This is a genomic window from Pseudomonas tolaasii NCPPB 2192, from assembly GCF_002813445.1.
Classification (GTDB): Bacteria; Pseudomonadota; Gammaproteobacteria; order Pseudomonadales; family Pseudomonadaceae; genus Aquipseudomonas; species Aquipseudomonas tolaasii.
The window spans coordinates 5,213,924-5,237,758 of record NZ_PHHD01000001.1 but is presented as its reverse complement, the minus strand read 5'-3'; the positions used below and the strand labels follow the sequence as shown (position 1 = coordinate 5,237,758).

Annotated in this window: 14 protein-coding genes; 12 read left to right on the top strand and 2 right to left on the bottom strand. The window is 60.7% G+C overall.

The window, feature by feature from the left end:
• The first annotated feature begins 193 nt into the window (after positions 1-193).
• The 10 genes from ATI14_RS23995 to ATI14_RS23945 all read left to right on the top strand — a co-directional run bounded on the left by ATI14_RS23995 (position 194) and on the right by ATI14_RS23945 (position 13,836).
• Positions 194-1,192 (top strand): alpha/beta fold hydrolase, encoded by a 999-nt coding sequence (locus ATI14_RS23995; RefSeq protein ID WP_031319575.1) that lies wholly within the window; start codon positions 194-196, stop codon positions 1,190-1,192.
• Between the two features lie 318 nt (positions 1,193-1,510).
• Complete coding sequence (locus ATI14_RS23990) at positions 1,511-2,791, top strand: alkane 1-monooxygenase (protein WP_016969690.1); 1,281 nt, start codon at positions 1,511-1,513, stop codon at positions 2,789-2,791.
• A 131-nt stretch (positions 2,792-2,922) separates the two neighbouring features.
• The gene (praA, locus tag ATI14_RS23985; RefSeq protein WP_016969689.1) at positions 2,923-3,417 is read left to right on the top strand and encodes an alkane oxidation protein activator PraA; all 495 of its coding nucleotides are present in this window, start codon (positions 2,923-2,925) and stop codon (positions 3,415-3,417) included.
• 136 nt (positions 3,418-3,553) lie between these two features.
• Positions 3,554-4,066, top strand: a complete 513-nt coding sequence (praB, locus tag ATI14_RS23980) for an alkane oxidation protein activator PraB (protein ID WP_016969688.1) — start codon at positions 3,554-3,556, stop codon at positions 4,064-4,066.
• Positions 4,067-4,188: 122 nt separating this feature from the next.
• Positions 4,189-5,634: an outer membrane protein transport protein gene (locus tag ATI14_RS23975; protein ID WP_016969687.1), complete on the top strand. Its 1,446-nt coding sequence runs from the start codon at positions 4,189-4,191 to the stop codon at positions 5,632-5,634.
• A gap of 271 nt (positions 5,635-5,905) precedes the next feature.
• Positions 5,906-8,431 (top strand): acyl-CoA dehydrogenase, encoded by a 2,526-nt coding sequence (locus ATI14_RS23970; protein WP_080520301.1) that lies wholly within the window; start codon positions 5,906-5,908, stop codon positions 8,429-8,431.
• 134 nt (positions 8,432-8,565) lie between these two features.
• Positions 8,566-9,909, top strand: coding sequence for a 3-oxoacyl-ACP reductase (locus ATI14_RS23960; protein ID WP_031319574.1), 1,344 nt, complete (start codon positions 8,566-8,568; stop codon positions 9,907-9,909).
• 3 nt (positions 9,910-9,912) lie between these two features.
• Positions 9,913-10,803 (top strand): MaoC/PaaZ C-terminal domain-containing protein, encoded by an 891-nt coding sequence (locus ATI14_RS23955; protein WP_016969684.1) that lies wholly within the window; start codon positions 9,913-9,915, stop codon positions 10,801-10,803.
• Positions 10,800-12,098 carry an acetyl-CoA C-acetyltransferase gene (locus ATI14_RS23950; RefSeq protein WP_016969683.1) on the top strand — a complete coding sequence of 433 codons (1,299 nt, stop codon included), beginning with the start codon at positions 10,800-10,802 and terminating at the stop codon, positions 12,096-12,098. Before ATI14_RS23955 ends, ATI14_RS23950 begins: the two co-directional genes overlap by 4 nt.
• A 34-nt stretch (positions 12,099-12,132) precedes the next feature.
• Entirely contained in the window at positions 12,133-13,836 is a 1,704-nt protein-coding gene (locus ATI14_RS23945; RefSeq protein ID WP_016969682.1) for an AMP-binding protein, read from the top strand.
• Positions 13,837-13,946: 110 nt separating this feature from the next.
• Here ATI14_RS23945 and ATI14_RS23940 read toward each other — a convergent pair whose 3' ends face one another.
• Complete coding sequence (locus ATI14_RS23940; RefSeq protein ID WP_016969681.1) at positions 13,947-15,062, bottom strand: Gfo/Idh/MocA family protein; 1,116 nt, start codon at positions 15,060-15,062, stop codon at positions 13,947-13,949.
• A gap of 311 nt (positions 15,063-15,373) precedes the next feature.
• On the opposite strand from ATI14_RS23940, the gene ATI14_RS23935 reads away from it, so the two are divergent.
• Positions 15,374-16,411, top strand: coding sequence for a WD40/YVTN/BNR-like repeat-containing protein (locus tag ATI14_RS23935; RefSeq protein ID WP_016969680.1), 1,038 nt, complete (start codon positions 15,374-15,376; stop codon positions 16,409-16,411).
• Positions 16,412-16,429: 18 nt separating this feature from the next.
• Positions 16,430-18,805 carry an efflux RND transporter permease subunit gene (locus ATI14_RS23930; protein ID WP_016969679.1) on the top strand — a complete coding sequence of 792 codons (2,376 nt, stop codon included), beginning with the start codon at positions 16,430-16,432 and terminating at the stop codon, positions 18,803-18,805.
• 60 nt (positions 18,806-18,865) lie between these two features.
• Here the strand turns inward: ATI14_RS23930 and ATI14_RS23925 are convergent, their stop codons facing one another.
• Positions 18,866-23,821 (bottom strand): dermonecrotic toxin domain-containing protein, encoded by a 4,956-nt coding sequence (locus ATI14_RS23925; RefSeq protein WP_231124354.1) that lies wholly within the window; start codon positions 23,819-23,821, stop codon positions 18,866-18,868.
• Positions 23,822-23,835 lie beyond the last annotated feature (14 nt).

The following is a 23,835-nucleotide window of genomic DNA, read 5'->3' as shown; positions in this document are numbered from 1 at the left end:
TTATTTATTTTAAAAAAGATTTTAAATAATCTACCTGAAAATTTCGCCTACGCTAGGACCTTGTTCCGCATGTGCGATTTGTCCGACGGACGCGCGCGGCATGCATGAAGTCTGGTCCAGGGTGTGGACGATGGCTGAGGCCTTGATCAATTCCGGTCGGGTCGCCAGCGGCAGGGAAGCAGAGGACCGAGCTATGGCTGTCGATTGGGTAGTCGCTGCGGGTGTGGTAGTGGGTGCAAGCGCGCTGTTGTGGGCTTTCAGTGCCCTGATGACGCGGCGTATCGAAACCGCTGTTCCCATCAACGGGCGCTTCGTGGAGGTAGAGGGCGAGCGCTTTCATTATGTAGACGAGGGCAAGGGCCCGCCGCTGGTCATGATCCATGGGCTGATGGGCAGCAGCCGCAACCTGACCTATGCCTTGTCCGGCCAGTTGCGCGAGCGCTTTCGGGTGATCACTCTCGACCGCCCGGGGTCGGGCTATTCCACCCGGCATTCCGGCACCGCAGCCGACTTGCCGGCCCAGGCCAGGCAGATTGCCGCTTTTATCAAGACGCTGGACCTGGACAAGCCCCTGGTATTGGGGCATTCCCTTGGCGGGGCAATTGCCCTGGCGCTGGCCCTTGACCATCCTCATGCGGTGTCGGGGTTGATCCTGGTGGCACCGCTGACCCATCCCCAACGTCTGCTGCCCTGGGTGTTTTTGTCCCTGGCGGTGCGCCCGGTCTGGTTACGCCGTTGGGTGTCACATACCTTGACCCTGCCCATCGGGCTGCTGACCAAAGGTTCGGTAGTAAAGGGCGTTTTCGCCCCGGACCCGGCGCCCGCAGACTTCGCCACCCGCGGTGGCGGCTTGCTTGGCATGCGCCCGGATAACTTCTACGCCGCCTCCACCGAGATCAACACCGTCAACGCTCACCTGCCGGAGATGGTCAAACGCTACGCGCAACTGACCCTGCCGATCGGGCTGATGTACGGCGCGCGCGACAAGGTGCTCGATTTCCAGAAACACGGCCAGGCCCTGGCCAGCAAGGTGCCAGGGCTGAAGCTGCAGGTGGTGGAAGGGCGAGGGCATATGTTGCCGATCACCGCCACAGAGCGTGTGGCGGCCGTGGTGGAGCAGGTGGCCAAACGCGCTCGGCCACCGCAAAACGCCACGTTGCTGCACCCGCCATTTGCCCTGGCGAGCAAATAGTTGTGCCACCCGACTCGCGGTTGAGGGGCGTCGAAGCCTGCTTTAGACACCTGACCAAACGGCTGAAAAAGAGACTGCCCGGTCACGTCAAAAAGGCTTCAAGAAACTAGTTGACGACCTAACGATTCCGCGCTATTTATTTAAAAAAATTATTTCAATGTCTTATTTGAAACAGTTTTTGCAGTGCCTAAGAGCGAATAAAATAATGAAAAAAACGTCTTTTATCGCATCGTTGATTTCCCGGAGCATTCAGCGCTCCGCAAACCTGTTTATGGCGTGTGTCGAATTCCTGCCAACCCGTCACGTGCGGAGGTTGCCATGAATCAGACCCTGGCCACCGCAAGCACCTGGACCGACGGCAAACGCCACCTCTGGTGGCTGGGCATCATGCCGCTGGCCACTCCCCTGCTCTCGGGCGCATTGGCTATTACCACTGGCCTGCAGCAATTGTGGTGGGTCGGTGTGCTGGTGATTTTCGGCTTGATCCCGTTGATCGACGGCCTGCTGGGTGAGGACGTCAGCAACCCGCCCGAATCCGCTGTCAGCAACCTCGAATCCCAAAGCTACTACCGCTGGATCGTCTACACCGGCGTGGTGTTTGTTATCTCCTCGGTGGTGATCACCGGCTGGCTCGCCGCCGGCGGTATCGACTGGATCATCAGTGGCGGCCTGCTGAACGCCACCGCACACCTGGACCCATCAAGCTGGCTGGCGAAAGCGGCGGCTTACCTGACGGCGCGCACCGAGTTGCATGGCAGCGTGACCTGGTTCACCTACCTGGGCATGGCAATGTCCACCGGCGCCGCCACCGGCATCGCGATCAACACTGCCCATGAACTGGGGCACAAACCCAAGCCGCTGGAAGTGTTCCTGGCCAAAGTCACCCTGGCGCCGACGTTCTACGGGCACTTTTACACTGAACACAACCGTGGCCATCACGTACGTGTCGCCACGCCGGAAGACCCGGCCAGCTCGCGTCTGGGTGAGAGTTTCTGGGCATTCCTGCCGCGCTCGGTGTGGTTCAGCGCACGTTCGGCCTGGAACCTGGAGCGTGAACGCCTGCGCAAACTCGGCCTGCCGGCCCTGCACTGGAAAAACGCCGTGCTCAGCGCCTGGATGTACAGCGTGGCGCTGTGGGGCGCGATGATTGTCTGGCTGGGGGCGGCGGTGATTCCGTTCCTGATCATCCAGGGCATCTACGGGTTCTCGTTGCTGGAAGTGGTCAACTATGTCGAGCATTACGGCCTCAAACGCCAGAAGTTGCCCAATGGCCGTTATGAGCGTTGTTCACCACGGCACTCGTGGAACAGTAACCGTATTGTGACCAACATCTTTCTGTTCCAACTTCAGCGTCACTCCGATCACCACGCCAACCCCACACGCAGTTATCAGTCGTTGCGTCATTTTGATGAGTCACCGCAACTTCCTTACGGCTACGCAAGCATGATTGTCTGGGCGTATGTGCCGTACTTGTGGCGCCGCCGTATGGATCACCGGGTATTGAACCACTATGACGGCGATATCACGCTGACCAATCTTCAACCGTCACAGCGTTTGAAGTATCTGGAGAAATACAGCAACGGTGCAAAACCGTTTTAACCTGAATCAGGCACGTTGCGGGGCACGCGGTTTAATGGCCGTGGTGGTTTTCATCGCCCACGATTAAGCGGTTTCGTTGCAAGCAAGTTGTTTGACCCTACAACAATAATTTCAAGGGAAGGACGTACACCATGCAAAGCCCTGTCACGTTCACCGCACATATTGTCCTGGCCGCCCTCGGGCTGATTGTGTACCACCAGGCCCAGGCCGCCCGTATCGAGCCTGCCGGCAGCGCATTCACTGCCCAGGGACCGATAAGCTTTTCCAAAGGCGCGTTGATCAGCGCCGACTGCACCATCAAGGTGGCCGGCAAAGTTGCCGCAGATGGTTCATCGGTAAATGTCGATAAGGTCGAGTTCGACGGCGGCCTCAAGTGCAGCCGTGTCGAGGCCATCAACTTGCCGTGGGTCTTGATTGCCAAAGATACGAAAAGTGGCTCGATGTCAAAGATCAGTGTGGATGTTCATGCCTTTGGTCTCGGTGGCAAGTGTGGCCCCTCCACGGCTGACGGTACTTGGGATAATGCCACCGGCAAGTTGGAAGCGGCCAATGTACCGATTGGCGAAGACTGCAAGATCAAAACGGTGTCGATCAAGATGCCGTCCAACTTCAAAGTTGTTGAGTAATACCTGTTCCTGATGTTGCAGCGGTAAATGAATTGAAATTTGGCTGGAAAGGGAAGTTCTGCAGTTTCACCGTGACCTCTCGATCATGGCCATTACCCCTGGCGAACTGACTCGCCATCACATGTGAGGAAAAACAATGAAAAGCTTGAAAACTCTCGTGTCCTTGACTGCTCTGGCTGTGTGCATGGGTGCTGCTTCCATGGCCAATGCCGCCACCATTTCTCCGGCGGGCACCAGCTTCTCCACGCCTACCGGGACCATTGCGGTGTCGTCGCCAGCGTCGTTCGGTGCGGCTGTTTCCTGCAGCATCGTGTTCACCGGCACTGTGGCGGGCGACGGTTCCTCCGCCTCCATCACTGGCGCGTCGGTCAGTGGCGCCAACCCACTCTGCGGCGTACCGGTGCTGCTCGGCCTGCCATGGACCCTGACGCCAACCTCCACCTCCACCGGCGCCGGCGTGTACGCAGGCACTGTGTCGGGTGTGAACTTCAAGATCGTCAGCAACTGCGCCAGCGGCCCGGCCACGATCAACGTGCTCTACAACAACAATACCCACGCCATCACCGTTCCTTCGGCCCAGACCGTGGGCAGCTGCAAAATTACCGCCCTGAACGCCGCTCCATCGCCAGTGCTCACCGTAAACCCTTGATTGCCAAGTGCTTGACGTGATGATCACACGTTGAAATGCAGGTGCCCCAAGCGGGGCACCTGTTGAGTGAACCCAGGGACGGCAAGCCCGGCCGTGGTGGAAAAAATAATAAGGAGTGGAGCATGAATAATAAGAAACAACCGGCCCAGGCATTACTTGGCCTGGCATTGTTGAGCGGGCTGATAGTCGCGGCCGGGCCGGCACACGCTGGCGGTTACTCGACTCCTACGTTTGGCGCCCAAGGGTGGGGCCGTGCATTCGGGGGTGGCTCGTTGTTCAAGGACGACCCGTCCTCGGCCTACAACAACCCGGCCGCCATGGCCTTTATCGATCAAACCATCGCGCAACAAAACGTCATCTATGCGCGCGTCAATATCAAGTTCAAAGGCAATGCCTACGATTACAAAGGTGATCCGGCTTCCGTCGGCGTGATCGACGAATTTGGCGGGGTCACCTCCACACCGCGTACCGGCGACGGCGGCGAAGGCGGTTTCACCGCGTGGCTGCCTACCGGGTTCCTGGTCATACCGATCAATGATCGCTTCAGTTTCGGCCTGAGCCAGGTCGTGCCCCAGGGCATGAAATCCACCTGGGACAACGACTGGAAAGGCCGCGACTTTGCCGTCGATACTAAAATCGAAACCGTGGGCCTGACCGGTTCGCTGTCGTTCAAGGTCAATGACCAGTTCTCCATCGGCGGCGGCGCCATCGTTCAACACACCAGCGGGTTCGTCAGCCAGAACGTCGACTTGTACGCCTCGGCGGCGGTGTCCCCGGGCCTGGGCGGTTTCGGTATTCCCTATCCGTCCGGGGTGGGGCAGTCGCTGATTCGGGTCAAGGTCGATAACACCTCCGTGGGCTGGTTCGCCGGCATGGCCTGGAAGCCGACCGACCAGGACACCGTGGGCTTCAACTACCACGCCAAGATCAAGAACAAGCTGGAGGGCAAGTACAAGTTCAACGCTGACCCCGGCAGCCGTTTGCTGATGACGGATGACGGCGGCGACGGCCTGACCCTGCCCGAACGCGCCTACCCCGGCCTGAAGCTGTTCCCGGATGGCGCCAATGCCACCACGCAACTGGACATCCCGGCCACTGCCGCCATCGACTGGGTGCACGTGTTCAACGACCGTTTCACCCTCGGCGCCAGTGCGTTGTGGACCCAGTGGTCGTCGTTCAAGTCCCTGACGCTCAAGTCTGACGGCAACACCATTGTGTCGATTCCGTATAAGTACCGGGACGTGATGATGTACTCCCTGGGCGGCGACTATAAGCTCACCGACGACTTCACTGTGCGTGCCGGTGTCGCCTATGACCAGACGCCGACCCGCAACTCCACACGCGACCCGCGCATCCCGGACGGTGATCGCTACTTCGCCTCCCTGGGCTTTGGCTACAACATCAAGGCCGTGCCGGGCCTGAGCATCGACGGCGCCTACTCACGCCAGTTCGTCGAGAAGGTCAAACTCAGAACCGTCAACGAAGACCGCCTGGGCGCGGCACGCCTGGATGGCAAGGTCGACAGCAAAGGGGAGGTGGTCAGCCTGGGCGCCACGTACAAGTTCTGACCCGCAGCCTGTACAGGGGCAGGTATGAAGCCGGCAGTCAGCGCATCTTTCTGCCGTTTCATGCCTGCACGGTATGAGGCTCGACACTGGGGCGGTTTTCAAGGCTGAAACCGGTTGATCTGTTCAGCCTATTTTTTTACCTCAGCATTAAATAAAAATTTCAAAACAAAATTTGAATTGTCGCTTTCAAGTTTGTAGTGTGGTTGTACGCCGCAAGCCATTTCGGCTTGACCGTGCGTTGGCCGTACCCTGAATTGAGTAGAGGTATCCCATGGTTATCTGGTTATTGGCGGGCGTTGCAGCAGCGATTGCCCTGGCGTATCGGCAAGCGGCGGCTGCATTGTGGCTGGGGGCTGGTGTGATCTGGCTGGCGCTGGCTTATCTGTTCAACGTGGTGGCAGGTTTCGGGACGGTAGTCGCAGCGGTCCTGGTGGTGTTGCCCGCGCTGTTGATGACGATCAAGCCCTTGCGCCGCGCGCTGTTGACAACCAAGGCCCTGGCGCTGTTTCGCAGCATCATGCCGGCGATGTCCGACACCGAGCGCGCCGCCATTGAATCGGGCACCGTGTGGTGGGACGCCGAACTGTTCAGTGGCAAGCCCGATTGGCAGCGCCTGCTGCACGCCGCACCGGCCAGCCTCAGCGCCGAAGAGCAGGCCTTCCTCGACAATGAAGTCGAAACCCTGTGCGACATCGCCAATGACTGGGAAACCACCCAGGTCTGGCAGGACATGTCCCCCGAAGGCTGGCAATACACCAAGGACGCCGGCTTCCTCGGCATGATCATTCCCAAGCAATACGGCGGCAAAGGCTTCTCCCACTATGCCCATTCCCAGGTGGTGATGAAGCTCTCGACACGCTGCTCGGCGGCGGCGATTTCCGTGATGGTGCCCAACTCCCTGGGCCCGGCGGAATTGCTGCTGCATTACGGCACCGACGCCCAGCGCAACTATTACCTGCCACGGCTGGCACGCGGTGAAGACATCCCGTGCTTTGCGCTGACCAGCCCCTATGCCGGCTCCGACGCCGGGGCCATCCCGGACGTGGGCATCGTCTGCAAGGGCGTGCATGAAGGCGAAGAAGTGCTGGGTTTCAACGTCACCTGGGACAAGCGCTACATCACCCTGGGCCCCATTGCGACAGTCCTCGGCCTGGCGTTTCGCGCCGAAGACCCCGAAGGTTTGCTCGGCGCCCCCGGCTCTTTGGGCATCACTTGCGCGCTGATCCCCACCTCGCACCCTGGCGTCAACAGTGGTCGGCGTCACTGGCCCTTGAATGCGGTATTCCAGAACGGTCCTACAACGGGCAAGGATGTCTTCATTCCTCTGGAATGGGTGATCGGCGGCCGCGAGCAGGTCGGAAACGGCTGGCGCATGCTGATGGAATGCCTGGCAGCGGGGCGGGCCATTTCCCTGCCGTCCGCCAATGTGGGCCTTGGCAAAGTGGCCGTGCGCGGCACTACGGCCTATGCCGCGATGCGCAAACAGTTTGGCCTGCCGATCGGCAAGTTCGAAGGCGTGCAGGCGCCACTGGCGCGCATGGCCGGGCATTTGTATGCCTGCGATGCGGTGCGCAAGGTTTCGGTAGCCTCGTTGGATGCGGGCGAAAAACCCTCGGTGATCTCGGCCATCGCCAAGTACCACGTTACTGAGCGCGCGCGGATCATCGTCAATGACGGCATGGACATCGTTGCCGGGAAAGGCATCTGCATGGGCCCGAATAACTTTCTGGCCCGTGCCTATCAGCAAAGCCCCATTGCCATCACGGTGGAGGGCGCCAATATCATGACCCGCTGCCTGATCATCTTTGGCCAGGGGCTGATTCGCTGCCACCCCTATGTGTTCCGCGAGATGGAAGCGGCGCGCAACCCCGACCGGCGCAAGGCGCAGGAGGCCTTCGACAGTGCGATGTTCGGCCACCTGAGCTTCGTGCTGGCCAACACTGTACGTGCGGCGGTGCATGCGCTGACCGGCGGGCGGCTGATTTCCGCCCCGGCCAACACCGACCCTGCGCTGGCGACCTACTACCGCCAGGCCAATCGCCTGTCGGTGGTGCTGGCCTTGATCTCGGACGTGTCCATGGGCGTGCTCGGCGGTGCCCTCAAGCGCAAGGAAAGTATCACCGGACGCCTGGGGGATATTCTGTCGCAGTTGTACATTCTTTCCTGCGTGCTCAAGCGCTTTGAGGATGACGGCCGGCCCCAGGCCGATCTGCCGTTGGTGCACTGGGCGGCTCAGGACGCCTTGCTGCGCGCCCATGAAGCCCTGGCTGAAGTGCTCGATAACTACCCGTCGAAAGCCGCCGCCGCGGTGGTGCGTGGTTTGAGCTTCCCGTTCGGCATTCCCCTGCGCAAACCTTCGGACCCTCTACTGGCGCAAGTCGCAGACGTGGTGCAGACGCCGGGCGAAACCCGCGACCGTCTGCTGGCCAATTCCTACATTCCGCGGCCGGAAATCGACAAGCTGGCCTACGGCGAGCTGGGTTTCCGTTTGTTGCCGCAAGTGGAGCTGATCGAGGCGCGGCTCAAGCCTGCGATCAAGGGCGGTTTGATCGAACCCATGCCGATTTCCGCCACGGCCTTTACCGCCTGGCGCGTCAAGGCCCGCGCACTGGACCTGATCAGCGATGACGAAGACAGCGTGCTCGGCCGTTTTGTGGAATACGCCGACCACGGCATCCAGGTGGATGACTTTCCCCAGGACTTTGGTTTGCTCGAGGCCTTGCAACAGCGCAAGCAGGCGCTGGAGCCGACAGCGAAGCGTCGCACGACCCAAAGCGAAAGCGCCTCGGTCAACTAGGAAAAACCCGATCCAATGTGGGAGCTGGCTTGCCTGCGATGGCGGTGTATCAGTCACCGCCGCCATCGCAGGCAAGCCAGCTCCCACACTGACAGCGTTCACACAGCAAGGCTGCGTTTTGAGTGAGTTCGACTATGAGTGACAGCTACCTTTCCTTCGTCAATTCCCCCCTGGGCCGCCGCCTGGCCCAGGCCATCGGCCTGCCGCAACCGCTGCCGTTGCAACGCCATCGCAGCGGGCAGCATGGCCTGGCCAACCCGGTCATCGTCGCCGGGGCAGGGCGCCTGATTGCGCAGGTGCAGCAGGTGTTCAGCGACACCGACACGGTCACCGCCACCCCGGCCACCCTCAAGGCGCCATCCACGGTGAAAGTCCAAGGCGCGGTGTTCGACGCAAGCAACGTGGTCGACCTGCAACAGCTCGATGAGCTGTATGTGTTCTTTCACGCCAACGCCAAACGTCTCGCCCACCATGGCCGGGTGGTGGTGCTCGGCACCGCGCCCGAGCACTGCAAGGATTTGCCCCAGGCCATCGCCCAGCGCGCCCTCGAAGGGGTGGTGCGTTCGCTGGCCAAAGAGTTGCGCCGCGCCATTACCGTGCAATTGATCTACGTGGCGCCGGGGGCTGAAGAAGCGCTGGACAGCAGCCTGCGTTTCTTCCTGTCGCGGCGTTCGGCGTATGTGTCCGGGCAAGTGGTGCGCCTGGAAAAACCGGTAGACGGGCAGGTGGCCGTTAATTGGGACAAACCCTTCGCCGGCCGCCGCGCACTGGTGACCGGCGCGTCCCGTGGCATCGGCCTGGCCATCGCCCAGGTGCTGGCGCGCGACGGCGCCCATGTGGTGTGCGTGGATGTGCCCCAGGCGCAGGAGGCCTTGCAACACGCCGCAACCGGCGTGGGCGGTTCGGCGCTGCCGCTGGACATCACCGCGCCCGACGCGGCCTCGCTGTTGCTGGCCCATGCCAGCCAATACGGAGCTTTTGACGTGGTGGTGCATAACGCCGGCATCACCCGCGACAAAACCATCGCCAAGATGACCGAGGCCGCCTGGCGCAGTGTGCTGGCGGTGAACCTTGAAGCGCCGCTGCACCTGAGTAACGCCTTGCTCGATGGGCAGGGGCTCAATCCCGGCGGGCGTATCGTCTGTGTGTCGTCGATTTCCGGCATTGCCGGCAACCTTGGGCAAAGCAACTACGCCACCTCCAAAGCCGGTGTGATCGGGCTGGTGCAAGGGCTGGCGCCGGCAGCGGCGGCGCGGCAGGTCACGGTCAATGCGGTGGCGCCGGGGTTTATCGAGACCCAGATGACCGCGAAAATTCCGTTGATGATTCGCGAGGCCGGGCGACGCATGAACTCCTTGTCCCAGGGCGGCCAGCCGATCGATGTGGCCGAAACCATCGCCTGGCTGGCGCACCCTGCGTCCGGCGGCGTCAACGGCCAGGTCGTACGCGTGTGCGGCCAAAGTCTGCTGGGGGCCTGAGCCATGGACTACGTGACACAGATCATCGACCCACCGCCGTCGCGCGCGCAGCTGATGCTCGACGGTCTGCGCGCCCTGCGCAAACCCCCGTTCGATGGCGCGCCGCACCTGCCGGCTGAGCGCCTGGTGCGGTCTGCCGTGGAATTGTCCGCCGACGGCATCGCAGCCTATGGCCGTGCCTGCGGGTTTCGCCGCGAGCAGGGCGTGCCTTTGTCTTATCCCCACGTGCTGGCCTTTCCCCTGCACCTGATGCTGCTGACCCGCCCGAGTTTTCCTTACCCGGCCAGCGGCATGGTGCACCTGGCCAATCGCATCCGTCAGCATCAGCAACTGGAAGCGGGCCAGACCCTGCGTCTGGAAGTATTTTGCGAACGCTGGGTGGCTCACCCCAAGGGCCAGGCATTGAGCATCGCCACCCGGGCCTACAGTGCAGGCGAATCAGTGTGGGAAAGCCACAGCCTTTACTTGCGCCGTGATGTAAAAAATCCCACAGGCGAAGCGTGGGCTGACTCGCTGCCCTTGCAGGAGGACGGTCTTTTGCGCACCCAACGCTGGGTATTGCCTGCCGATCTGGGCCGGCGTTTTGCCAGGGTGTCCGGAGATTTCAACCCGATTCACACCTCGGTCATCGGGGCAAAACTGTTCGGCTTTCGCCGCGCCATCGCCCATGGCATGTGGACGCTGGGGCGCGCGTTGGCGGCCCAGCAACCGCCCGGTGGCCTGGCCGTGGCCGAAGCCCATTGCGACTTCAAACTGCCGATTTTTTTGCCCGGCCAGGTCGCCCTGTGGAGCCACCCCGTAACCGGCCCGCGCCGTGAATTCGAAGTGCGCAATGTCGCGGGGGACAAACCCCACATGCGCGGCCTGTTTGTCTGGAACGAGAACCGTCGATGAGTGACTACAGCTTCACCCCGGCCCCGACCCGCCGCGTGGCGATCATCGGCGGCAACCGCATTCCCTTTGCCCGTTCCAACACGGTGTACGCCCACGACAGCAACCAGGATTTGCTGGTGGCCGCGCTGCAAGGCCTGGTCGACCGCTACAACTTGCACGGCCAGCGTTTGGGCGAGTTCGCTGCAGGGGCGGTGATCAAGCATTCGCGGGATTTCAACCTGGCGCGCGAGTCATTGCTTTCGACCACGCTATCGCCGGACACACCGGCTTACGATGTGCAGCAGGCGTGCGGCACCGGCCTTGAAGCCGCGTTGCTGGTGGCGAATAAAATCGCCCTCGGCCAAATCGACGTGGGCATCGCCGGAGGGGCCGACACCACCTCGGATGCGCCCATCGGCATTAACGAGTCCCTGCGCCACACCTTGCTGGCAGCCAACCGCGCCAAGGGCCTGGGCGCCAGATTGAAGGCGTTGCTGAAGGTGCGTCCGTCGATGTTTTTCAAACCCTTGCTGCCGCGCAATGGCGAGCCGCGTACCGGGTTGTCCATGGGCGAGCATTGCGAAGAAATGGCCAAGCGCTGGCAGATCCGGCGTCTGGCCCAGGACGAGTTGACCCTCACCAGCCACAAACGCCTGGACGCTGCTTATAAACGCGGCTTCTTCGATGACCTGATCAGCCCCCATCGCGGCCTGGCGCGAGACAACAACCTGCGCAGCGACGCCAGCCTGGAAAAGCTCGCGGGCCTGTCGCCGGCGTATGACCGACAGAACGGCACACTCACGGCGGGCAATTCCACACCCTTGACCGATGGCGCTTCGGTGGTGCTGCTGGCCAGCGAGCAATGGGCTGCCGAGCACGGTCTGCCGGTGCTGGCGTACCTGCGCACCGGCGAGACGGCGGCGGTAAATTTTGTCGACGGCAGCGAAGGGTTGCTGATGGCACCGGCCTATGCCGTGCCGCGCATGCTCAAGCGTGAAGGCCTGAGCTTTGCCGACTTTGACTTCTTTGAAATCCATGAGGCCTTTGCGGCTCAAGTGTTGTGCACGCTCAAGGCCTGGGAAGACGCCGACTATTGCCGCGAGCGTCTAGGCTTGGACGCACCTCTGGGCACCATTGACCGCGCGAAGATGAACGTCAATGGCGGCTCCCTCGGGTGCGGCCATCCTTTCGCCGCCACCGGCGGCCGGCAATTGGCCGCGCTGGCCAAGAGCATTCACGAAAACGGCGGCGGGCGCGGGCTGATTTCGATTTGTGCGGCGGGCGGGCTGGGCATTACCGCCATCGTCGAAAAGTAGCGTGATCCAAAACAATAACAACAAGGAGACTGCCATGAACGCTGTAAGCCAGGAACACACCGAACGGGTCTGGTTGAACGCTTACCTGCCGGGGGTGCCGGCGGACATTGAGAGCGGGATCGAGGCGTACCCGTCGTTGCGCGAGGTATTCCTGGAACACCTGGAAAAATTCCGCGAGCGCGTCGCCTACGTCAGCATCGGCACCGAAATGACCTACGCCGACTGGCAGGTGCAGGGCCTCGCGTTTGCCGCGTGGTTGCAGGGTCAGGGCGTGAAGAAGGGCGACCGGGTGGCGTTGATGATGCCCAATTGCTTGCAGTATCCGATCTGCCTGCTCGGCACCATCCTGGCCGGTGCCGTGGTGGTCAACGTCAACCCGCTGTACACCTCCCATGAGCTGAAACATTTGCTCAAGGACAGCGGCGCCGAAACCATCGTCATCTTTGAAAACTTCGCCCGCACCCTGGAAAAGTCCATTGAGGGCAGCAGTATCAAGCGCGTGGTGGTGGCGGCCATCGGCGACCTGCTGGGTACCTTCAAAGGCGCGGCGATGAACTTCATCCTTCGGCGTGTGCAAAAACAGGTGCCTGCCTTCAACCTGCGTGGCGCGGTGCGTTTCAATCAGACGCTCAAGCGGGGACGCGGGTTGAACCACTTCCCGGTGGCCATGGCCCTGGATGATCTGGCTTTTCTGCAGTACACCGGCGGCACCACCGGCGACGCCAAAGGCGTGATGCTCAGCCACCGCAATATCATCGCCAACCTGTTGCAGGCCAAGGCCTGGGTCGGGGACCAACTGGATCAGAACAAACAGGAAACCAACGTCACCTTGCTGCCGCTGTATCACATCTTTTCCCTGACGGTGAATTGCCTGATGTTCATGTGCCTGGGCGGCCGCAACATCCTGATTGCCAACCCGCGGGACGTGAAGCGCGTGCAGATGATCCTGCGCAAGGAGCGCTTCAATGGCATCGCCGGGGTCAACACGCTGTTTAACGGTTTGCTGGAAAACAAGGCGTTCTGCGCGCGAGACTTTTCTGACCTGCGCATGGTGATTGCCGGCGGCATGGCCACTCACACGGCGGTGGCCAAGCGCTGGAAAGAAGTCACCGGCTTGCCGATCATCGAAGGCTACGGCCTGACCGAATGCTCGCCGGTGGTGAGCATCAGCCCCATCGACATTGCACGCATGCGCGAAATGGAGTTCACCGGCAGCATCGGCGTGCCGTTGCCGTCGACCTGGGTGCGTTTTGTCCGTGAGGACGGCGAACTGGCCGAAATCGGCGAGCAGGGCGAGTTGCAAGTGCGCGGTCCACAGGTGATGCGCGGTTACTGGAAACGCCCCAGGGAAACCGCCGAGGTGCTGGACGCCGAGGGTTGGCTGTCGACCGGTGACATTGGCGTGATGGACGAGCGCGGTTACATCCGCCTGGTGGACCGCAAGAAAGACATGATCCTGGTCTCGGGCTTCAACGTGTACCCCAATGAAATCGAAGACGTGGTGGCACTGCACCCCGGCGTGGGCGAAGTGGCGGCCATTGGGGTCGAGGACGGCGTGACCGGCGAGAAGGTCAAGATTATCGTGGTGCGCAAGGACCCTACGCTCACGAAGGAGCAGCTCCTGGCCCACTGTCGCGAATACCTGACGGGGTACAAGGTGCCCAAGTACGTGGAGTTTCGCACCATCGAACTGCCCAAAACCACGGTGGGCAAAGTGCTGCGCCGGGCGTTGCGCTGAGGTCCAACACCGCCTCCTGTGGGAGCCGGGCTTGCCCGCGATGGCGGTGTGTGATTCACCCTTGCTATCGCAGGCAAGCCAGCTCCCACATTTTTGATCGGTGGTGTTGTTCAGAGTGAGTGAATATTGACCCAACGCTCTTCTTGGGCGGCCACACGAATCGCCGTCGCCAGCCGCTCCACTTCCCACGCAGCCTCAAAGTCAGTGCCGTCCGCGCCTTGACCGGCCAGCGCCATGATCAATTCCTGCACTTCCAGCGTTTTCAACTCGTTGTAGCCCAGTTGATGCCCGGCCGCCGGGCTGAACGCGGCATAGCCGGGCAGGGCGGGGCCGGCCAGCAGGCGCTGGAAACCTTCCTGGCCGACGCGACACACGCGCAGTTCATTCAGGCGTTCCTGGTCAAAGGCCAGCGTGCCTTTTGTCCCGCTGATTTCAAAACTCAGGTGGTTTTTGTAACCCAGCTTTAGCCAACTGCTGCTCACCGTGCCGCGCGCGCCATTGGCAAAGCGCAGCAGGGCGTGGACCTGGTCATCTACGGCAATGGGTTTAAGGTCTCGGCTGCCTTTCACGGCAGGGCGTTGGGCATGCACGGTTTGGGTGTCGGCGCAGACGCTGGTTACATCGCCGACCAGGTAACGCGCCATCGACAGCAAATGGCTACCCAGGTCCGCCAGCGCGCCGCCGGCATGCTCCACTTCGCAACGCCATGACCACGGCGAGGCCGCGTCGGCCATGAAGTCTTCGCTGAATTCGCCTTGAAAGCTGATGATGTCGCCCAACTCGCCGTCGGTAATCATCTGTCGTGCGAGTGTGATCATCGGGTTGTGCTGGTAGTTGTAACCCACCCGCGTGACCACTCCGGCAGCACTGGCGGCGCGGCGCATGGCGTCGGCCTGCTCCAGGCTCACAGCCAGGGGTTTTTCGCAATACACCGCCTTGCCCGCGGCAATCGCGGCCATGGCCATCGGGTAGTGCAGGTGATTGGGGGTGGTGATGGCCACGACGTCGACCTTGGGGTCATTGATCAGCGCCTGCCAGTCGCCGTGGGCCTGGGCAAATCCCCAGAACTTGGCGCAGCGCTGGGCGCGTTCGGTGTCGGCGTCGGCCAGGGCGGCCAGCGTGAGGGTCACCGGCAGTTCGAACACCGCCCGGGCGTTATTGAATGCCAGCGCGTGGGCGCGTCCCATGAAGCCTGTGCCGATCAAGCCGATTCCGAGTTCACGCATCGCCGTGGTCCTTTGGATTATTGTTTTCAGGAAGCCTATTAATGGAATAATTATTCTCTAATTTCAATAGATGGAACAAAAATTCATTTCCGAGTGCATAATCACGCCGACGAATGCGGCTACATTCAGACCGTGACGAAAGGCCATCAGTTAACAAAAGATAACGTAGCGCCGATTGTCAGACGATTCGAAAGCCCGATAGGATGGCCCCTGCTTCCTTCAGGCGCTCTAGATTGCAGGTTTCAGCGCCCGGGCAGGCAAGACGACCTAACAATAATAAATAGGGAGAAAGGTCTATGAGTGAGCCTGTCATGGGTTGGCATGTCTGCCGCCCGCGCGCCGCACGCAAGGCTGCGTTGCTGGCCACAGCGCTCTCGCTGCTTGCAGGTGCGGCGTGGGCGACGCCGGTGCCGGCAGCCCGCGATACCGCTGCAACACCCGTGTTTGCGATTGAATCCCCCAAGGCCGCCAAGGGCCTGATGATCGACGTGGTGCATGCGGGCAAACGCCTGGTGGCGGTCGGTGATCGCGGGCACATTCTCTATTCCGATGATCAGGGCAGTACCTGGGCCCAAGCCAAAGTACCGACCCGCCAGTTGCTCACCGCCGTGTTCTTTGTCGATGACAAGCAGGGTTGGGCCGTGGGCCATGACGCACAAATCCTCGCCAGTTCCGATGGCGGCGCCACCTGGACCCAACAATTTCAAGACCTCAAGCGCGAAGCGCCGTTGCTCGACATCTGGTTCAAGGACGCCGCCCACGGCCTGGCCGTGGGTGCCTACGGTGCGCTGATTGAAACCGATGACGGCGGCAAAACCTGGGAAGACGTCAGCGATCGCCTCGACAACGAAGATCAGTTCCACCTCAATGCCATCGCCTACATCAAGGATGCTGGCCTGTTTATCGTCGGTGAGCAGGGCAGCATGTTCCGCTCCAGCGACGACGGCCAGACCTGGGAAAAGCTCGAAGGGCCTTACGAGGGCTCGTTGTTTGGCGTGATCAGCACCGCCCAGCCTCAGACCCTGCTGGCATATGGTTTGCGGGGCAATCTGTACCGTTCCACTGATTTTGGTACCACCTGGGAGCAGGTCGAGTTGAACGCGGCGCGGGGAGCGCTGGAGTTCGGCTTGTCGGGGGCGACCTTGCTGGAGGACGGCTCAATTGTCGTCGTCGGCAATGGCGGCAGCGTGGTGGTCAGCCACGATGACGGCCAGACGTTCAGCGTGTTCAACCGTCCGGACCGCATTTCGCTTTCTTCCGTCACGGCGGCAGGCAACGGCAACTTGATTCTGGCCGGGCAGGGCGGTGTTCGTGTCGCCACGCCAGCCGGCGCTGAGCTCTCAAAATAATAAGAAGGCGGGGTTTCAATGAGCAGTCATCACAACGATAAAGCGACCTTTCTTGAGCGCCTGATCTTCAACAACCGTCCGGCAGTGATTGTCATCTGCCTGCTGGTGAGCATTTTCCTGTTTTGGCAGGCGACGTTGATTCGCCCGTCCACCAGCTTTGAAAAGATGATCCCGCTCAAGCACCCCTTCATCGAAAAGATGATGGAGCATCGCAATGACCTGGCCAACCTGGGCAACACGGTGCGCATTTCGGTGGAGGCCAGGGACGGCGACATCTTCACCAAGGAATACATGGAGACCCTGCGTCAGATCAACGACGAGGTGTTCTACATCTCCGGCGTTGACCGTTCGGGCCTCAAGTCGCTGTGGAGCCCCAGCGTGCGCTGGACCGAAGTGACCGAAGAAGGTTTTGCCGGCGGTGAAGTGATCCCGCAAAGCTACAACGGCTCGCCGGCGAGCCTCGATCAACTGCGCAACAACGTGCTCAAGTCCGGCCAGGTCGGGCGTCTGGTGGCCAACGACTTCAAATCGAGCATCGTCGATATTCCGCTGCTGGAGTCCTACCCGGACCCGCAAGACCAAGGCAAGCTGCTCGCCCTCGACTACCAGAAGTTTTCCCACGAGCTTGAAGACAAGATTCGCACCAAGTTTCAGGAACAGAACCCCAACGTGCAGATCCACATCGTCGGCTTCGCCAAAAAAGTCGGCGACCTGATCGATGGCCTGATCATGGTGGTGCTGTTCTTCGGCGTGGCATTCGCCATCACTCTGGTGCTGCTGCTGTGGTTCACCAACTGCCTGCGCAGCACCATCGCGGTGTTGAGCACCACGCTGGTGGCGGTGGTCTGGCAACTGGGGCTGATGCATGCGGCAGGCTTCGGGCTTGATCCGTACTCGATGCTGGTGCCGTTTCTGATCTTCGCTATCGGCATTTCCCACGGTGTACAGAAAATCAACGGCATCGCCCTGCAATCCAGCGAGGCCGACAACGCGCTGACTGCCGCGCGCCGCACTTTCCGCCAACTGTTCCTGCCGGGCATGATCGCGATTCTTGCCGACGCCGTGGGCTTTATCACGTTGCTGATCATCGACATCGGCGTGATCCGCGAGCTGGCCATCGGCGCGTCCATCGGTGTGGCGGTGATTGTGTTCACCAACCTGATCCTGCTGCCTGTGGCAATTTCCTACGTGGGCATCAGCAAACGCGCGATCGCCAAGAGTAAAAAGGATGCAAACCGCGAGCATGCGTTCTGGCGCCTGCTGTCGAAGTTTGCCAGTCCAAAAGTCGCGCCGGTGTCGATCTTCCTGGCGCTGATCGCCTTTGGCGGCGGCCTCTGGTACAGCCAGAACCTCAAGATCGGCGACCTCGACCAGGGCGCGCCGGAACTGCGCCCCGACTCGCGCTACAACAAGGACAACAACTTCATCATCAGCAACTATTCCACCAGCTCCGACGTGCTGGTGGTGATGGTCAAGACCAAGGCCGAAGGCTGCTCGCGCTACGAAGCCATGGACCCGATCGACCAGTTGATGTGGAAGATGCAGAACACCGAGGGCGTGCAATCGGCGATCTCACTGGTGACCGTGTCCAAACAGATGATCAAGGGCATGAACGAGGGCAACCTGAAATGGGAAACCCTGTCGCGCAACCCGGATGTGCTGAACAACTCCATCGCCCGCGCCGACGGCCTGTACAACAACAACTGCTCGCTGGCGCCAGTGTTGGTGTTCCTCAACGATCACAAGGCCGAAACCCTCGACCGCGCGGTGCATGCGGTGCAGGACTTCGCCAGGGAGAACAACAAGGACGGCCTGGAATTCATCCTTGCCGCCGGTAACGCCGGGATCGAAGCGGCCACCAATGAGGTGATCAAAGAGTCGGAGCTGACCATCCTGATTCTGGTGTACCTGTGTGTTGCAACCATGTGCATGATCACGTTCCGCTCCTGGGCGGCGACCCTGTGCATCGTGCTGCCGCTGGTGCTGACCTCGGTACTGGGCAACGCACTGATGGCGTTCATGGGCATTGGCGTCAAGGTCGCGACCTTGCCGGTAGTGGCCTTGGGCGTGGGGATTGGCGTGGACTACGGCATCTACATCTACAGCCGCCTGGAAAGCTTCCTGCGCGCGGGGCTGCCGCTGCAAGAGGCGTATTACCAGACGCTCAAGTCCACCGGTAAAGCCGTGTTGTTCACCGGCCTGTGCCTGGCGATCGGCGTGTGCACCTGGATCTTCTCGGCCATCAAGTTCCAGGCCGATATGGGCCTGATGCTGACCTTCATGCTGCTGTGGAACATGTTCGGTGCGCTGTGGCTGCTGCCGGCACTGGCGCGGTTCCTGATCAAACCGGAGAAGCTCGCGGGGCAGAAGGGCAATTCGTTGTTTGCCCACTGACACCGGCGGGTCAGCGTCAAATTTGTACAGGGGGAAGCCGGCCGGCTTCCCCTTTGTCGTTTACAGATTCAGAAACAGCTTCTGATCCAACGGCGGGCCGATTTTGGCGTGAACAATGCTGTTGACGCGTTTGTTGTCCTTGCCAGCCTGGGTCACGAGGTCTTTTTGCGTCAGGTAACGTTGCTCAGGCAATTTCAGGTGCGCGGCGCTGTATTCGTTACGCGAGGTGGCCAGGGTCGGGTAATGGAAGTGCGCATACCACAAGACGTCCAGGCCGTTTTTTTCGCGTACGGCGTATTCGGTGAGAAAGTCGCCGCCCTTGAGCTGTTTCCCCCGGTTGACCAGCCCGATATCTACACGGCCGTGGGTCCAAAGATAGTCGACGTTTTCCGGGCGGGGCTCCTGGCGCAGGTAACCCTCACAACGGTGTGTGATCGCCCGCTGGCGCATGTCTTGTGCTGCCTTCTGCCACTGCCCAACCAATGCCGCCGTTTCGCTGTTGTTGGCATGGTTGGCCTGAGCCTGCTGGGTAAGCTGTTCAAGACGCAGGGCCTGGTGTTCCAGCATGTCGCTCCAGTCTCTGGGGTTGAGGCTTTCGCGACGGGCGGGGTCATTGAGTTTCTTTTTCTGAAACTCAATTGAACGCTCGATAGCAGCCTGCCCCTCTATCAGTTTTTGTGCATCACTGGACAGGGAAGCCAGCGGCTTGACCGGTGGTGGCGTAGAGGGTTTCTTGGGTGGTGCCTCGACTATCTGCGCCCATTCTCCTTCGCTGACGTGCCAACTGTAGCTGGTGACGGCTTGTCCGGTTTTGGAATCAAGCACATCGATGATCGGAATGTCCTGGCCGGGCTGTGAAGCCCGCAAGGTGCCGACAAGCGTCTGTTTATCGCGTGTTTTGAAGACTTTTTTGTTTTGCAGGCGGCGAGGGCGCTCCTTGCGTACTGTTACGGTGGGCGGCAGGTGTTGATCTTCGCGGATCAGGTCGGCCAATTCGGACTGGGCCTGGGCAATGACCTGGTTGAGACACTCGGTGTAACGCTCGCCATAAAAAGGCCGTACGCGTGGCGAGCCCATGTCCTGAAGGGCCTGGCTGATGCCCAGTTCGGACTTGTATTGATCGATCAGGCTGGTGAGTACGTCGATACGTTCATCCGCGGTATAGCCTTCGTGCTCCTGCAACTCGATATGGGAGTTTGCGATGCTGTTGAGTTCGGCCCGGTTGAACCGTTGCATGAGGAATTCTTCCTCGACAGAGTGGTTCTGCGTACCGCGGTCCACACTCAATTCACGCAAAGTGCTCAGGCGCTCCAGCCTGGCGTACAGCGCTTGATGTTCCGGCGGCTGCTGGGTGTCTTTGATGAAGGTTTCAGCCTGCTTTTTGCTCGCCGGGGAATCGTTTTTCCATTCGTCGAGCAGGGCGGAGTAAGCATCAGAAAAACGTATCAGCCGCTCGATGTGCTCGACACGCTCACCGAGGGTTTCAATCATTAGCGCGTAGGCCCCGGGCGCGTTCACTCGTGTCCTTCCGATCAGGTCAGGCATGGGTTCACCGGTACGGGCGTGCGTCAATTCCTCATCCAGGTACAAGTACTCGGTGTTCAACGAACGCAAGGTTTCGGCGATCTCCTTGTATTCCTCCGCGCGCTTTTCCTTGAAAACATTGAAGTCCATCGCCGGGGTTGAAGGGGTGAGGGCCTTGATGGCGTCTTTACGCAGTGTGATGAGTTGCTCGGCTTGCTGCTCGTAGAGTGTCACCCGTGTTCGGTGCATCGATCTCAACAAGGTGTTTTGCTTCAACTCTTTGTGGTACCGCTCGGCGAACTCCTGGCCACGTTCGGGATGGTTGTACAGACCCCAAAGGGTTTTCAGGGCCGTATCGGACTTGTGCAATGAGCGCTCGGTCTCTACAAGGTGCTGGTCAGCGTCCTCTGTGGCAATCGCCGCAGGCTGTATCGCTACCATTTCATCCGCGTACTTTCTCAACATCGAGTTGGTCACTTCGATATTTCGGTCGACAGTGGCTTTCATGCGGCCCCCCCCTCGGGGCATGCCTCCCCTGAGCTTGGGCCGTATATCAAATTGCCAGTCACCTGGGGTGCGGGTTGTCAGCGGCGGGCCGGTGCGTGACTTGTCGTGTTCGTCAATCACAAACACGCCGTCCAGATCCCTTGCAATCCTGTACCAGTGGTCATCAATACAGGCGAGCAGTTTTCCACCGATGGTGTACAGGCCTTTCAATTGCCCGCTTGCGATAGGCGAAGCCGGACCCGTCGGCGCGGGCACACTGAAGCTTTCGATATGGGCAAGCTGTTTCGCAGTGAGCCTGCGCGGGTTGGAGAAGGCAAAATCAAACGACGCGGATGCTGTCTCTGTCACGGAGCCGGTTGGCAGCTGATGAATCGCTGCTGGCTTGCCGGGCGCAGTATTGGCGTCACGATTCAGCGGGATATTAACGTCGGCACGCTCGGAAAACGGGATCTCACCGACCTTGCGACGTGGTGCAGGCCCGCTGGTTGAATGGCTCAGCAACGTACCCACGTTGACCAGCAAATCCACCAACGTGGCAGTGGGGTCGGGGTCAGTCGATTCGCTTTGGCGCTGGATATCGCTTTCCACATTCGCCAGTTGCAACAGCCAGCCCGCCATGGCGCCCGGGCCTTGCAGCACCGGGAGCAACGTATTGAACAGCAACCAGCCGAGTTCCTTGTGGGACGCCCAGCGGCTTTCGGCATCGGATGTGGATTGATTCCTGGCGAGGTTGACCAGGCTGCGGGCGTTGGCAGTGAACAGGTGCTTCATCAGCTCACCGTCGTTCAAGGCCTGCGCCAGCTCCGTGGCTGCGCCAAAGCCGTCGACTGCCAGCGCTGTGGGTTTTGGCGTGTCGGGGGCGTCAAACTCGTTGAATACACCGTAATGAGCGATATGCGGCGTTTTAAAGCCGCCATTGCCATACACCGCGCGCGCTTTGGCGTCCGGTAACCAGGCAAGAATGCTTTGTTGCAAGGGGCCGGCTTGCTGGATGGCAGCCAGCAGGGCTTCGCGGCTGGCAAACTCCTGCAAGGGCGGTGAAAGTTGAGGGCGATAGAGAATGTGCGGGCCTTTGGTTGCGTCCCTGGGCTCAATCAAGAACATGTTTTCGACCACATCCGGTATGGCCCCAGGCTTGCGTAAAAACGCAAGCGGACGCACGGTTATCTCCATGCCATCGACGTGTCGCGGACCCGGACCCGGCTGGATGACGGTTTCGACAAACCGTAAGCCACGGGCGGTAAGACCTGCCTCACCTTTGAGCCTGAGTTCGGCAGCCTGCATCGCCAGCTGGAGGGGGACCTGTTCGATGAACAGCGCCTCGCGCGCCCGGGACTGCGGGGTGCCAGCCAGCAACTGTTGTTGCAGCAACGCCGGATAGTGCTTGCCGATGTCGACTTCACTGATCAGGTCTTTGAGTTGGCCCGCCAAAGAGGCGTCTTTGACGAGCTCGCCGCGCAGTCGCACTTCCATATCGCCCTTGGGCAATCCGGCCAGGTTTTCCAGGGCCATTTGCACCAGGCTCATTTTTACCGGTTCGATGTACCCGCCGGCCAGTGTGCCGACCGCGACGTTGAAGGTGATTTCCAGGTCCTTGGCGCTATAGCCTTTGGACGCCAGCCGTGCATCCAGTTGTTGCTCGGTGTAGGTCTGTATGTCCGGAATATCAGTGAGGAAAGTACGCCCCTGATGGCGTTGCACACTGGCGGCGAGTGCCAGCGTGTTCTGCTGATAGGCAAAGCGCTGCGCTGAGCTGGCGCGTGTGAGCCAGGCCGGCACCTTGGGGGCCATGGCGGCCAGTGTGGCGGCGGACGGTTGCAGTGCGCCCTTGAATGCCGGGCCGGTGGCGCTGGCCTGGGCGAAAAGCTGCTCCAGGGCTTCGGCGGTGCTCTGGGCAGGCAGCTGGATGGCTTCCAGGTTTTGCAATTGCTGATTGAGCAGGGTGGCCGCTTGGGCATCAAACGCTGAACCGTCGAGCGCGAGCTGCCTCCAGTTCAATTGGTCAAAGACGAAGCGCTCGCTGAGCTGGCGTTCCCAGGCAGCGACAAAGGCTTGCACGGAGTCGTAAGGCGTGACCACGCCTGCGGCAGAAGCGTGCAACACCACCTGGCGACCATCGACCTCGCGAGTGATCAGCAGGTCGGGGCTCAGAAGCCTGGAAGTGACGCCGCCCTTGCTCAGCGTGGTTTCCAGATTGTGCACCTTGGCTGCCGACGCGCCGCAAGCCGCTGAGCGGTCGTTGGTATCCGGAAAGCGCGTGACCTGGTCCAGGGTTTCACGCTGTAGATCATCCAGCCCGGTTTGTTTGAGCGTTGAAACACGCAGGCTGTTGCGCAGGGTGTCGCTGAGCCAAGACCAGTGGCTCGCAGGTGCTTCGGTGTTGGGGTCACGGGTGAAAGCGTTTTGCCCCCAGTATTGGCTTAATGCATCGGCGTAAGCCCCCTTCAGGTTGGGGCGCAGCGCGCGAATGGCCAGTTCCACCGCCTGCATATCCAAAGGCCGGGGGTATGGATTGGCCCCTTCGGTGACCTTCACAAATTTCATATGAGCCGTGTCCATCCACTCGCAGAGCAGGCTGAACCGGTCCGAGAAGTCTAATTCGGTGCCCGCCGCCAGATGATCAAGGGCGAGGTCCAACAGCGGGGTCAGAGAATACTGTAATGGCTCGGCACTGATGGGGACCGCGAGGGAGGTGTTGGCGACATCGATAGTCAGCGTCGGGTGCTGTGCTTTTAACGCGTCGTTCAGCATGCCGGCGACCACGGAGCGCACCGTAGGACGGCCGGCAAAGTGCGCGGCCACGATTTCTGCCGGGTTGCCGGCGGCCGGTGCGTTTAACGGGTGCTGACTGCCCAGAGGGGCAGCGGGCGAACGGGGCGCCGCAGGCGCATCGGATTCTGGAACCGGGGAGGTGTCGGAGGAGGGTGGGGTTTCGACGGGCAGTGAGACCGTATACACGCGAGGGCTATGACTTACCGATAACATGCAAGCGCTTCCTT